Annotated in this window: 12 protein-coding genes; 8 read left to right on the top strand and 4 right to left on the bottom strand. The window is 70.0% G+C overall.

Features of this window, described 5'->3' with window-relative positions:
- The first annotated feature begins 45 nt into the window (after positions 1-45).
- The 3 genes from IRT45_RS03245 (at position 46) to IRT45_RS03255 (ending at position 2,941) form a co-directional block, all read left to right on the top strand.
- Complete coding sequence (locus IRT45_RS03245; RefSeq protein WP_194804354.1) at positions 46-636, top strand: TetR/AcrR family transcriptional regulator; 591 nt, start codon at positions 46-48, stop codon at positions 634-636.
- Positions 637-779: 143 nt separating this feature from the next.
- Positions 780-2,165 (top strand): DUF1003 domain-containing protein, encoded by a 1,386-nt coding sequence (locus IRT45_RS03250; protein ID WP_194804355.1) that lies wholly within the window; start codon positions 780-782, stop codon positions 2,163-2,165.
- An 11-nt stretch (positions 2,166-2,176) separates the two neighbouring features.
- Entirely contained in the window at positions 2,177-2,941 is a 765-nt protein-coding gene (locus IRT45_RS03255) for an SDR family oxidoreductase (RefSeq protein WP_194804356.1), read from the top strand.
- Between the two features lie 21 nt (positions 2,942-2,962).
- Here IRT45_RS03255 and IRT45_RS03260 read toward each other — a convergent pair whose 3' ends face one another.
- Positions 2,963-3,823, bottom strand: a complete 861-nt coding sequence (locus tag IRT45_RS03260; protein ID WP_194804357.1) for a hypothetical protein — start codon at positions 3,821-3,823, stop codon at positions 2,963-2,965.
- 149 nt (positions 3,824-3,972) lie between these two features.
- Between IRT45_RS03260 and IRT45_RS03265 the strand changes: the two genes are divergently transcribed.
- Positions 3,973-5,073 (top strand): lycopene cyclase family protein, encoded by a 1,101-nt coding sequence (locus tag IRT45_RS03265; RefSeq protein WP_194804358.1) that lies wholly within the window; start codon positions 3,973-3,975, stop codon positions 5,071-5,073.
- Here the strand turns inward: IRT45_RS03265 and IRT45_RS03270 are convergent.
- The 3 genes from IRT45_RS03270 to IRT45_RS03280 all read right to left on the bottom strand — a co-directional run bounded on the left by IRT45_RS03270 (position 5,064) and on the right by IRT45_RS03280 (position 8,120).
- A complete protein-coding gene (locus IRT45_RS03270; protein WP_309240776.1) occupies positions 5,064-5,804 on the bottom strand; it encodes a serine/threonine protein phosphatase in 741 nt (246 codons plus the stop codon). The two genes, IRT45_RS03265 and IRT45_RS03270, sit on opposite strands and share 10 nt — an antisense overlap.
- A 325-nt stretch (positions 5,805-6,129) precedes the next feature.
- Complete coding sequence (locus tag IRT45_RS03275) at positions 6,130-6,543, bottom strand: cobalamin-dependent protein (RefSeq protein WP_194804359.1); 414 nt, start codon at positions 6,541-6,543, stop codon at positions 6,130-6,132.
- Positions 6,543-8,120 (bottom strand): methylmalonyl-CoA mutase family protein, encoded by a 1,578-nt coding sequence (locus tag IRT45_RS03280; protein WP_194804360.1) that lies wholly within the window; start codon positions 8,118-8,120, stop codon positions 6,543-6,545. The genes IRT45_RS03275 and IRT45_RS03280 overlap by 1 nt, the downstream gene beginning before the upstream one ends.
- Positions 8,121-8,194: 74 nt before the next feature.
- On the opposite strand from IRT45_RS03280, the gene IRT45_RS03285 reads away from it, so the two are divergent.
- The 4 genes from IRT45_RS03285 to IRT45_RS03300 all read left to right on the top strand — a co-directional run bounded on the left by IRT45_RS03285 (position 8,195) and on the right by IRT45_RS03300 (position 12,197).
- Positions 8,195-9,016, top strand: a complete 822-nt coding sequence (locus IRT45_RS03285) for an NAD(P)-dependent oxidoreductase (RefSeq protein WP_194804361.1) — start codon at positions 8,195-8,197, stop codon at positions 9,014-9,016.
- Between the two features lie 39 nt (positions 9,017-9,055).
- On the top strand, positions 9,056-9,292 hold the full coding sequence (locus IRT45_RS03290) for a hypothetical protein (RefSeq protein ID WP_194804362.1): 237 nt from the start codon (positions 9,056-9,058) through the stop codon (positions 9,290-9,292).
- Complete coding sequence (locus tag IRT45_RS03295; RefSeq protein ID WP_194804363.1) at positions 9,289-10,830, top strand: CoA-acylating methylmalonate-semialdehyde dehydrogenase; 1,542 nt, start codon at positions 9,289-9,291, stop codon at positions 10,828-10,830. The genes IRT45_RS03290 and IRT45_RS03295 overlap by 4 nt, the downstream gene beginning before the upstream one ends.
- 71 nt (positions 10,831-10,901) lie before the next feature.
- A complete protein-coding gene (locus tag IRT45_RS03300; RefSeq protein ID WP_194804364.1) occupies positions 10,902-12,197 on the top strand; it encodes a TetR/AcrR family transcriptional regulator in 1,296 nt (431 codons plus the stop codon).
- The last annotated feature ends 219 nt before the right edge of the window (positions 12,198-12,416 follow it).

Raw genomic sequence — 12,416 nt, forward strand, 5'->3', positions numbered from 1 at the left:
GCGCACGACGCTAAACGCAAGTGTGCGCTGCGTTAAGATCGGGGCATGGCAGACACCGGTAAGGCGCGGCGTCCGGGCGGCCGCGGTGCGCGCGTAGCGGCGGCGGTGCACCGGGCGGTGATGGAACTGGTGGCCGAGCGCGGCTACGGCGCCTTCACCGTCGCCGATGTCGCCGCGCGCGCCGGAGTCGCCGACACGAGCATCTACCGGCGTTGGGGCACGCTCGAACAGCTCACCGCCGATGTCACCCTGGGCTGGCTGACCAGCACGTCACCGATTCCGGACACCGGCGACCTCACCGGCGACCTGCGCGCCTACGCCACCGGGGTGGCCCACGACCTCAGCGGCCCCGACGGAGTGGCGGTGCTGCGCCTGATGATCGCGCTGTCGAGTGCGGGCGACGCGGGCCTGCGCGCGCGGGACGCCTTCCTCGCCGAACGCGGCCGCCAGATCCAACGCATGCTCGATCGGGCCCACGCCCGCGGCGACCGCGCGCCCAGTGCTCTCGACATCCTCGATCACCTGTTGGCGCCCATGTACATTCGCACGCTCTTCGGAACGGGCCCGGTGACCGCGGACTACGCACACGAACTGGTCACCACGCTGTTGTCGCAGACGTCGGCGCGCGCGAGCTGACGTCGCTTCCGACCGAAGCCCCCTGCACCGCCGCAGGTTTCACCATTACGCGCCGCGCTCCCCCGCCTCTCGGATACGCACTCGCCATATCGGGCACGTACAGTGCGCGATATCGGACGAGCGCAGGCGAGGGGGCCGTAGAGGTGAGCAGCGACAGCCGAGCCGGCGAGATACGCGGCGCCGACCCGAACGCGCACAATGGCGCAACGGCCGATGCGCCCACCGGCGCGGTGACGATGGCCGACGAACGCCTCGGTGTCAACGATGCCGTCGCCGCCGCCCTCACGCGCTGGATCGGGTCGATGCCCGCGCTGTATCTGGTGCTGATCGGATTCAGCACCTGGATGGCGCTCGCGATCTGGGGTCCGTTGCGCCCGGTGGACCCGTACCCGTTCCCGTTCCTGCTGTTCGTCGACAATGTCGCCCAGCTGATTCTGTGCCTGGTGATCCTGGTCGGTCAGCGGGTGCTCAGCGCCGCCGCCGACCGCCGGTCGGTGCAGACCTACGAGAACACCGAGGCGATCTTCGCCCAGGTCGCCGATCTGCAGGCACATCTGGACCACCACGACCGCGCGCTCAGCCGGGGCCTGAGCCTGCTCGAGTCGACGCCGCATCCGTGGATCGAACGCCATCGGGTGCAGCCGCCACCGCAGGCCGCCGACCAGGCGGTCAGCACCAACGACCGGATCGCGGTGTGGCTGACCGAGCGGCTGGGCAGCGTCTGGGGCTTCTATCTCGCGCTCGGTTCGCAGATTATGTGGGTTGTGCTGGCGCAGGCGGGAATTCAGCGCTTGGACCCGTTTCCGTTCGCCTTCATGGCGTTTCTGTCCACACTCGCCCAGCTGGTGTTCATGATCGTGATCATGGTCGGTCAGGACGTGCTCGGACGCACCGGTGACCGCCGTTCCGAGCAGACCTTCCTCGACGCCCAGGCGGTGCTGCACGAATGCCGGCGGATGAAGGCCCGGCTCACCGCACAGGACCGCGTCATCGACAGTCTCACCGGATACGTCACCGACCGGGTCAGCGAACAACTCGGCAGAGCCCTGCACGAGACCAGCGAACGGGTCGACCATCAGGCCCGCGCCCACACCGTCATGACCACCGGTGAGGCGCCGGCCGACGCCGCCGCCCTGCGGCACTGGAACGAGCTGAGCGACCACGCTCGCCGGACCTATCGGCTGCAGGCCCGCGGGATCGGCGAGGATCTGGCCGCGATCGGCTGCTTCATGGTGCCCGCCTTCGATCCGGCCTTCGCGGTCACCTTCGACGACGACGAGATCGGGCTGCTGGCACGGCTCGACTACGAACGCCGGATCGCGGATCGGCGCGCCCTGCTCGGCGAGTCCGCACACCCCGATCCCGACGACGCCGAACCGCTGCCGTGGCCGGACCTGCCCCCCTCCGCGCGGATCCGCTACCTGCAGGCCGCGCGCCGCATTCCGGTCATGGTCTCCGGCGCCGGCTTCCAAGTGCTGCGCAGCACCCCGCCCCGGGTCCGCGGCGGCGCCCACGCCGACCTGACGTAAGGTCGCGATCCATGAGCGAGGATCTGTTGGGTAAGGGTGCGCTGGTCAGCGGCGCAAGCCGCGGCATCGGCTACGCGGTGGCGGCGGAACTGCTGCGGCGCGGGGCGAACGTGCTGATCACCGCCCGCAAGCCGGAACCGCTGGCCGAGGCGGCCGACCGGCTGCGGGCGCTGGGCCATCCCGGCACGGTCGTCGCGCTGGCGGGCAATTCGGGTGACGAGGCGGCGCGCGCCGAGCAGGTGGACACCGCGGTCGCCGAATTCGGATCCCTGGACATCCTGATCAACAACACCGGCATCAACCCCGTCTACGGATCGCTGATGGAGGCCGATCTCGGGGCGGTGCGCAAGATCTTCGACGTCAACGTGGTCGCGGCGCTGGGCTATGTGCAGCAGGCCTATCGGGCGTGGATGGGTGAGCACGGCGGCGCGGTGGTGAACCTCGCGAGTGTGGCCGGCATCCGCTCGACGGGTGTGATCGCCGCCTACGGCGCGTCCAAGGCGGCCCTCATCCGGCTCACCGAGGAACTGGCCTGGCAGCTGGGCCCCTCGATCCGGGTCAACGCCGTCGCGCCGGGCGTGGTCAAGACGAAATTCGCCGACGCGCTGGTCACCGACAACGAGGAGGCCGTGGCCGCGACCTACCCGCTGCGCCGCCTGGGCGCGCCGGAGGATGTGGCCGCGCTGGTCGGATTCCTGGTCTCCGATCAGGCCGCGTGGATCACCGGCGAGGTGGTGCGGGTCGACGGCGGCCTGCTCGCGACCGGCGGTATCTGAGCCGGACGACCGCACACCCGGTCAGCGGAAGGCGAGGGCGCCGAGAATGTCGCCGTGCCGGTACTTCAGGTACTTCTTCACGGTGTCCTCGTCCACCGAGCTGGTGGCGGTGGCGAAGGTGATGACCAGGAACTGCTTTTCGGCGTCGTCCTTCCATTTGCCGGTCGCGAAGTTCGAGATGTAGGTGCCGGGCCGCAGTTTCAGGTCGTCGTCGGTGTAGGCGTCCGGTGCGGCCGCGGCCTTCTCGCTGCTCGACATGCCGACGATGAATTGGGTCAGCATCAGCGAACCACCCTCGGCCTTGTACACCATCTCCGCGGCGTACTGGCAGCCCAGCGAGGTGAGCTTGCCGCCGACCTCGATATCGGCGCAGCTGGGATGATCGCGGCCCTCCACCCAGTCGGCGTGCAGTTCCACATCGCCGGCCTTGAAGTTCCAGTCGTGCCCGTATTCCTGATAGCTCAGGTGGCCGGAGGTCTCGGGACTCGCGCTGGTGGTGGGTGCTGCGGTGGTGGTCGGGGACTCGGTGGTCGCGGGAACGAGCGCGGGAGTGCTGGTTCCGGCGGCCTGGTTGTCGCTGCCGGAGTCGCGCGTCGCGACCACGACGATGCCACCCGCGATCACCAGCAGCGCGATCACGCCGAAGACGATGCCGACGATGAGCCCGGTGTTGTTCTTCGGTGGCGGGGGTGTCGGGTAGCCGCCGGGAGCGGGCTGCCCCCAGTGCGGGGCGGGCATCTGCTGATCCCACGCCGGTGTCTCCCACCCGCTGGGCGCCGCGTCCCAGCCGGAGCCGGGCTGGTTCGGGTCGCGCCCCCACCCCGCGTCGTGGGGTTGTTGCGGGCCGTAGCCGTACGGCCCGGGTCCGGGGGGATACGTCATCTGCTGCCACCTTCCGCGTCCCGGGGCAGCGCCCTCCGCGGTCGTGGTCTCCCCCCGGGCATCGTGGGTCGACCCTACCGGACCCGACACACCCGTCGTGATGCGACGGGCGGGCACACCGCGGCCGGTCGATCTGCTGCAATGGCGGCATGAGTGCCGATCTCATCGTCTGCGGGCTCGGCCCGGCGGGGCGGGCGCTGGCGCATCGCGCGGCCGTCCACGGACTCACCGTGACCGCGATCGATCCGCATCCGTGGCGCCGCTGGCCCGCGACCTACGCCACCTGGGCCGACGAATTGCCGGACTGGTTACCGGCCCGGGTCGTGGCCGCGACGGTCGAGCGACCGCTGGCCCGGGGTACGCGGGAAGTCGGCATCGCCCGCGCCTACCAGGTTTTCGGCACCGCCGCGCTGCAGGACGCTCTGGACCTGTCCCGGGTGCGGGTGATCGCCGACCGGGTACTGGATATCGACCGAGGCGGGCGGGTGCGGCTGGCCTCGGGCCGGATCCTGACCGCGCGCCGCGTGGTCGACGCGCGCGGACTGGCCCGCGACGCGCGGCGAGCCGAGCAGACCGCGTACGGCATTGTGCTGCACCGTGATCGCGAACCGGCCGTCTTCATGGACTGGTCCCGCGACAACGGTGCCGGCGCCGCCGAACCGGCGTCGTTCCTGTACACGATCCCGCTGGGCGGGGACCGAGTGCTGTTCGAGGAGACCTGCCTGGCCGGGCGGCCGGCGATCGGCCTCGACGAGTTGCGGCGCCGGCTGGAACATCGATTGCGCTGCCGCGGAATCGAATTCGGTGCGGACGCCCCGGTCGAACGGGTGCGCTTCCCGGTCGAGGGCGGCCGGGCTGGCGACGGCGTCTTCGGGGCGGCGGGCGGACTGCTGCATCCGGCGACCGGTTACAGCGTCGGCGCCGCACTGGCCGCGGCCGACGCCGTCGCCACCGGTCGCAGTCTCTGGCCGGTCTCGGCGCGGCTGGTGTTCGCCCTGCGCAAGGCCGGACTGCGGGCGCTGCTGGCGCTGCCGCCACACGAACTTCCGGCGTTCTTCGACGCCTTCTTCGCCCTGCCACCGGATCTGCAGCGCGCCTACCTGTCCGGGCGCACCGATCCGCGCGGCACCGCCGCCGCGATGACCGCGCTGTTTCGCGAATTGCCGTGGCCGCTGCGCCGGGTCCTGGCCGCGGCAGCGGCCGGTGTACCCGCCGCGGCCGCGACCGGTGTGCCCGCCGGTCAGCCGTGATCGAAGACCAGTGCGGTGGTGTTGTCGGTGGCACCGGCCGTGATCGCCGCCTCGACCAGGGCGTCCGCGGCGGTCGACGCGGAGTCGGCGTCGGCGAGGATCTGCTTGATCTCGGTCATCGCCAGCGTCTTGTGCACCCCGTCCGTGCTGAGCAGCCAGCGGCCGGTGCCCGTGCCGGTGATGCCGTGGCCCACGGCGTCCGGCCGCACGGTCCGCGCCGAGGTCGTGACCATGTGGTGCATCCGGGGCGCGACGGCGACGCCGCGGGCGTTCATCATCTCGGCGACGGTGTGATCGCTGGTGATCTGATGCAGCACTCGACCGTTCCAGTGGTAGGCCCGGCAGTCGCCGACCCAGGCGATATCACAGGGTCCCTCGATGCGGTCCGGTGTCGGGCACACGGCCACGACCACCACGCTATCGGCGGAGGGTTCGGGGAATTCGCGCAGCAATTGTTGTTGTGCGGCAAGGATTCCGGCGGCCGCGCTGCCACCGACGGCCACCCGCGCGGCGACCTGCGCCACGCTGCGCGCCGCCCGCGCGGCCAGCAGATGATCGCCGATGCCGTCCGCGACGGCGAAGGCGCTGCGCCCGACAGCGGAGTCGATATAGCCCGACACCGCGTCGGCATTGAGCGATCGGCCGCCGCGGCGGCTGACCGAATGCGCTGTGATTCCCGTGAGCCGCATCAACTCACGCCGTGTGATTGCCGTCGTCACCGCTGTGTGCACGGCCGACCTCCTCGACTGCCCCTGCCGACTGCGGTTCCGTTCGTTCTCGCCGGCGATCGCCCGGACAGCGACCGGCGCCGAAACTGCCCTGAACAGAACTCGCCTGCTCAGACTATGTCAGCTGGGACCGTGCTCAACCTGTGAAAAGGGGCACGAGTTCATCACAGGCCGCCGTCCGGCGCCACATCGTGGTGGTCATTCTCCATATTCGGTGCCCGAAATGCCCGGAACATCCGGCTTCGATCGCCCGGGCGAGCATGTCCGTGACCGGTGCGACGCCGGCGCTTCGCCCGGCCGTGACCTGCGACGTCCGCCCGGGGCGCGGTCATCTCGGCTCGGGCGGCCCCGCCACCGTCGCGGTGAGCGCGCGTATCTCGCTCACCAGCTGATCCAGCGGGGTACCGGTGGGAAACACCGCCGCCGCGCCCGCCTCGAGGAGTTTGGGCACATCGGCCTGCGGAATGGTGCCGCCGACCACGACCGCGATATCGGCGGCGTCGGCGGCGCGCAGTCCCTCCACCACCTTGGTGGTGAGCCCGAGATGTGCGCCCGAGAGGATGCTCAGCCCCACCACCGCGACATCCTCGGCCACCGCGATCGACACGATCTCCTCGACGCGGCGGCGGATGCCGGTGTAGACGACCTCGAAACCGGCGTCGCGCAGCGTGCGCGCGACGATCTTCGCGCCACGATCGTGGCCGTCGAGCCCGGGTTTGGCGACCAGTACGCGCGCGGGCATCAGAACACCACCGGCTGCCGGAATTCGCCCCACACCGATTTCAGCGCGGAGGTCATCTCTCCCACCGTGCAGTAGGCGTTGGCGCAGTCGATGAGCCGGTGCATCAGATTCTCGTCTCCCTCGGCGGCGCGCGACAGCGCCGACAGCGTGGTGGCGACCGCGCCGGAATCCCGGTCCGCCTTGACCTTGGCCAGTCGCTTCAATTGCAGATCCCTTCCGGCGGCATCCAATTCGTAGGTGCCGATCTCGGGTGCGGGCTCGTCGGAGGTGAATCGGTTGACTCCGACGATCGGGCGCGCCCCGGATTCGATGTCCTGGTGGGCGCGGTAGGCCTCGTCGGCGATCAGGCCCTGCAGATAACCGTCCTCGATGCAGCGGACCATGCCGCCGTGCGCGTCGAGATCCGCCATGATCTCGACGATCCGCTCCTCGGTCGCATCGGTGAGCGCCTCCACGAAATAGGAGCCGCCCAGCGGATCGGCCACCCGCGTGACGCCGGTTTCGTAGGCCAGGATCTGCTGGGTGCGCAGCGCCAGTGTCGCCGATTCCTCGCTGGGCAGGGCGAACGGTTCGTCCCAGGCGGCGGTGAACATCGACTGCACCCCGCCCAGGACCGAGGCCATCGCCTCGTAGGCCACGCGCACCAGATTGTTCTGCGCCTGCGGTGCGTACAGCGAGGCGCCGCCGGAGACGCAGCCGAATCGGAACATCGACGCGCGGTCGGTCGTGGCGCCGTAGCGTTCCCGCACCAGCGTGGCCCAGCGCCGCCGTCCGGCACGGTATTTGGCGATCTCCTCGAAGAAGTCGCCGTGGGTGTAGAAGAAGAACGAGATCTGCGGCGCGAACTCGTCGATACTCATACGGCCGCGTTCGACGACGGTGTCGCAGTAGGTGACTCCGTCGGCGAGGGTGAACGCCATCTCCTGCACCGCCGTCGCGCCCGCATCGCGAAAGTGCGCGCCCGCCACCGAGATCGCGTTGAATCGCGGCACCTCGGCGGCACAGAATTCGATCGTGTCGGCGATCAACCGCAGGGAGGGCTGCGCCGGCCAGATCCAGGTGCCTCGCGACGCGTACTCCTTGAGGATGTCGTTCTGAATGGTGCCGGTCAGTTTCGCGCGCGCGACGCCCTTGCGTTCGGCGGCGGCCACGTAGAACGCCAGCAGGATCGCGGCGGTGCCGTTGATGGTGAAGCTGGTGCTGATCTTGTCCAGCGGAATCGAGTCGAACAGGATCTCGGCGTCGGCGAGGGTGTCCACGGCCACGCCCACCCGGCCGACCTCCTCGCTCACTTCGGGATCGTCGGAGTCGTAACCACATTGGGTCGGCAGATCCAGGGCCACCGACAGTCCGGTGCCGCCCTGATCGAGCAGATAGCGGTAGCGGCGGTTGGATTCCTCGGCGGTGCCGAAACCGGAGTACTGCCGGAAGGTCCACAGTCGCCCGCGGTAGCCGGTGCCGAAATTGCCGCGGGTGAAGGGATAGTCACCTGGCGGCGGTGGTTCGGCGGCGCGATCGCCCGGGCCGTAGACCGGGGCGAGCGGGATGCCGGAAGAGGTCTGGACGTCGTCGTTCATCTTTGAATACGTTACTTGCAAAAAAAGAGAATGCCAATACCATCATGGGTGAACGACTGACTTCGAGGAGCGTCATGCCCGCATATCCGTTGGCCGGCCGCACCATGGTCGTCTCCGGCGCAAGCCGCGGGATCGGCCTCGCCATCGCGCTCGCCGCGGCCGCCCGGGGCGCGAATATCGTGCTGATGGCCAAGACCGCGCAACCGCATCCGAAACTGCCGGGCACCGTCCACACCGCCGTGGCCGAGATCGAGGCCGCCGGCGGCAAAGCCGTCGCGGTGGTGGGCGATGTGCGCCGGGAGGACGATGTGCGGCGCGCGGCGCGGACCGCGGTCGACCGCTTCGGCGGCATCGACATCTGCGTCAACAACGCCGGCGCGATCGCGGTGGAGCCGACCGCATCGCTTCCGGCCAAACGGTTCGATCTGATGCAGGAGATCAACGTGCGCGGCACATTCCTGCTCACCCAGGCCTGCCTGCCCGCCCTGCGCGAGGCCCCGGAGGCCCATGTGCTGACCATCTCGCCGCCGCTGAATCTCAGCCCGCGCTGGCTGGGCGCGCATCCGGCCTACACCCAGTCCAAATACGCGATGACACTGTTGTCCCTCGGCTGGGCCACCGAATTCGCCGGCGCGATCGCGGTGAACTGTCTGTGGCCCCAGACCTACATCGCGACCTCGGCGGTGGCGAATATGGCCGACGGGTCCGCACTGCTCGACTCGGCGCGCGATCCGCGCATCATGGGCGATGCCGCCGCCGAGATCTTTTGCCGCCCCGCGAAATACACCACCGGCAACTGCTTCGTCGACGCCGAGGTGCTCATCGAATCCGGGGTCCGCGACCTGTCGGGCTACGGCGGCGGCGAGCGGCCGATCCCGGACCTGTTCCTCGACTGACCGCGCGCCCCGCGAACCTATTGCCGCACCGATCAACTCGTGACCCCGGAGGTACTGATGCAGCCGCCCGTCGATATCGCGGTCGTCCAGATACTGGACTACTTCGGCACCTGCCCGCGCTGCGGCTACGCCGCGGAGGCGGTCCGCACCGTGCGCACCTTCGCTGATCATCGCCGCGAGATCGAGATCACCGCCAGCTGCGGCCTGCCCTGCGGCTGGTACGGCGCGGCGCCGCTGACCACCATGACGGGTGTGCACGCGGGGGTTCGGTCATGACCGGCACGATCGAACCCACCACCACCACAGACGTCACGCAGATCGGCCACTGGATCGACGGCGGTCCGCGCCCCGGCGTCGCCGCGCGCACCGCCCCGGTGACCGATCCTGCCACCGGCCGGATCACGGGCGCGGTCGCCATGGCCGGGCCCGAGGACGTCCGCGCCGCCGTCGAGTCCGCGGCGGCCGCCTTTCCGGGCTGGCGCGACACCTCGCTGACCCGGCGCACCTCGATCATGTTCCGCTTCCGCGAACTGCTCAATGCCCGCAAATCCGAACTGGCCGGACTGATCACGGCCGAACACGGCAAGGTGTTCTCCGACGCCCTCGGCGAGGTCTCCCGCGGTCAGGAAGTGATCGAATTCGCCTGCGGCATACCGCATCTGATGGAAGGCGGTTTCACGCAGAACGTCTCGACCGGCGTGGACGCGTACTCGGTGCGAGCCCCGCTGGGCCCGGTCGCGATCATCTCGCCGTTCAACTTCCCGGCCATGGTGCCGATGTGGTTCTTCCCGCTGGCCGTGGCCACCGGCAACACCGTCGTGCTCAAACCCAGCGAGAAGGATCCGTCGGCAGCGCTGTGGCTGGCGAAGCTGTGGGACGAGGCCGGACTTCCGCCCGGCGTCTTCACTGTCGTGCAGGGCGACAAGGAGGCCGTGGACGCGCTGTTGACCGACCCCGCGATCAAGGCGGTCTCCTTCGTGGGCTCCACTCCGATCGCCGAGTACGTCTATGCCACCGCCACCGCGACCGGCAAACGGGTACAGGCCCTCGGCGGCGCCAAGAACCACGCGGTGATCCTTCCCGACGCCGATCTGGATCTGGCCGCGGACGCGCTGGTCAATGCCGGATACGGGTCGGCCGGGGAACGCTGCATGGCCATCTCGGTGGCCGTCGCGGTGGGCGATATCGCCGACGATCTGGTGGCCCGGGTGGCCGAGCGGACCCGCGGCCTGCGCCTCGGCGACGGACACGGCGAGGCCGATATGGGTCCCCTGGTCACCCGCGCGCACCGCGACAAGGTGGCCGCCGCCATCGACACCGCCGAGGCCGAAGGCGCCCGCGTCGTCGTCGACGGTCGCGGCGCGACCGGCACCGCCGACGCCGATATCGATGTGTCCCAGGGCTTCTGGCTCGGGCCGACGCTGCTGGATCACGTGACTCCGGAGATGGCCGCCTATCGCGAGGAGATCTTCGGCCCGGTTCTCTCGGTGGTGCGAGTCGACGGATACGAGCAGGCCCTCGACCTGATCAACGGCAATCCGTACGGCAACGGCACCGCGATCTTCACCAACGACGGCGGCGCGGCCCGGCGCTTCCAGTACGAGGTCGAGGTCGGGATGGTCGGCATCAACGTGCCCATCCCGGTTCCCATGGCCTACTACAGTTTCGGTGGCTGGAAGAACTCACTGTTCGGTGACACCCACGCGCACGGCGTGCAGGGCGTGCACTTCTTCACCCGCACCAAGGCCGTGACCAGCCGCTGGCTGGATCCGAGCCACGGCGGGCTGAATCTGGGCTTCCCGCGCAACGACTGACGCCCCCGCGCAGCCCGGACGGAGTCGGGTCACCACCACCCCCACGCGGGCATATCGGTCACACTGAGCACATGCCACGAACACGGATCCCCGCCGCACCGGCCGCCGCCCGCGCCGACAGCACACGACGGTCGGAGATCCTGCGCGCGGCCGCGGACCTGTTCGCTTCGGCGGGATACGCCGGGACGAACGTGAAGGACGTCGCCGACGCGTGCGGCATCCTGCCCGGCAGCCTGTATCACCACTTCGACTCGAAGGAAGCGATCGCGGTCGAACTGCTCGAGCGCTATCACGCCGCACTGGATGCCGTGGCCCGGTCCGCGCCGCCGCCGTCGGCGATCACGAGCGCCGACGGGGCCTTCGATGTCGTGAACGGGTACGCCACCGCCCTCGCCGCCTGCGCCCTGGAACACCGTGCGGCACTGCAGTTGTCGATCTACGAACCGCATACCGGCGCCGGAACCGCGCTGATCGCCCTGGCCGCCGATCCGCCGGCCGCCCCGATCGCGGCCATGCGCGTCCTGCTCGACGCCGGCGCTGCGCACGGCTACCTCGCCGCGACCGTGGATCGGTCGGTGCTGGCCGAACAGTTGTGCCAGACCATGCTGCACATCGGCCTGTCGGTTCTGCATCGGGAGAATTCCGCCGACCGCGTCGCCACCGTGGTGTGCCGCCTGCTGCTCGACGGCCTGCCCGCCGAGCCGGCCTCCCCCGCCGCACTCGATCGCTCGGCGGCCCTGCGCGCCGCGCACGACAGCATCGCCACCTGGGCGGCTCCCGACGACACCGGCGGCGACGAGCGCACCGCCCGGTTGCGCGCGGTGGCGCGAGTGGAATTCGCCCGCCGCGGTTACGAGGCGACCACCATGCGCGATATCGCCACCGCCGCCGGAATGGGCGCGGGCAGCGTGTACCGGGCCGTGGAATCGAAACAGGCGCTGCTGGACTCGATCATGGGGTCGTTCCACGACGAGATCTCACGCGCCTACGCCGCCGTGGTCGCCACCGACAGTTCCGCCGTCGCCAAGCTGGACGCGCTCACCTGGATCAACCTCAACGCACTGCAGCGTTTCGACCTCGAGTTCGCGATCCAGCGCGCCTGGTTCCGGTCCACTCCCCCCGACACCAGCGACGTGATCGAGGTTCTGCGCCGGCGTGCCCGGCAGATCGCGAGCGTCGTCGATCAGGGCCGCGCCGACGGCGAGATCACGCTCGAGGGCATGACCAAGAGCCGGTTGTCGGCGTGCGTGCGCGACCTGATCTGGATGCCGCCGCCGGTGGTCGCGCGCGTGGGAATCCGTGCCGCACACGCGCATTCCCGCGCGACATTGCTGTGCGGCGCCACGCGCACCGCCCCCGCCGCCTGACCGCCGGACGCCGGCCCTTGTGCGCCGGCCGGGTTTCGACGTACAGTTGCGGAACAAATATTTGGTTCGCGAGTTCGCCCGCGAGTTCGCCCGGACGAATGCGCACCGGTCCGTTCACACAGGTTGTCCGGGCACTCTCCCCGACCGCCGAACCGACGGCAGCCCGCGAACGCGCCGACTTCCCGCAACGGAGCCCGCATGACCGACCATCCCGAGCCG

This window comes from Nocardia sp. BSTN01 (assembly GCF_015354405.1).
GTDB lineage: Bacteria > Actinomycetota > Actinomycetes > Mycobacteriales > Mycobacteriaceae > Nocardia.

Bases quoted from the DNA above. Each gene is read 5' to 3' on its own strand.
- IRT45_RS03245 (WP_194804354.1), top strand. From the start codon at position 46: ATGGCAGACACCGGTAAGGCGCGGCGTCCGGGCGGCCGCGGTGCGCGC.
- IRT45_RS03255 (WP_194804356.1), top strand. From the start codon at position 2,177: ATGAGCGAGGATCTGTTGGGTAAGGGTGCGCTGGTCAGCGGCGCAAGC.
- IRT45_RS03260 (WP_194804357.1), bottom strand. From the start codon at position 3,823: ATGACGTATCCCCCCGGACCCGGGCCGTACGGCTACGGCCCGCAACAA.
- IRT45_RS03265 (WP_194804358.1), top strand. From the start codon at position 3,973: ATGAGTGCCGATCTCATCGTCTGCGGGCTCGGCCCGGCGGGGCGGGCG.
- IRT45_RS03275 (WP_194804359.1), bottom strand. From the start codon at position 6,543: ATGCCCGCGCGCGTACTGGTCGCCAAACCCGGGCTCGACGGCCACGAT.
- IRT45_RS03280 (WP_194804360.1), bottom strand. From the start codon at position 8,120: ATGAACGACGACGTCCAGACCTCTTCCGGCATCCCGCTCGCCCCGGTC.
- IRT45_RS03285 (WP_194804361.1), top strand. From the start codon at position 8,195: ATGCCCGCATATCCGTTGGCCGGCCGCACCATGGTCGTCTCCGGCGCA.
- IRT45_RS03295 (WP_194804363.1), top strand. From the start codon at position 9,289: ATGACCGGCACGATCGAACCCACCACCACCACAGACGTCACGCAGATC.
- IRT45_RS03300 (WP_194804364.1), top strand. From the start codon at position 10,902: ATGCCACGAACACGGATCCCCGCCGCACCGGCCGCCGCCCGCGCCGAC.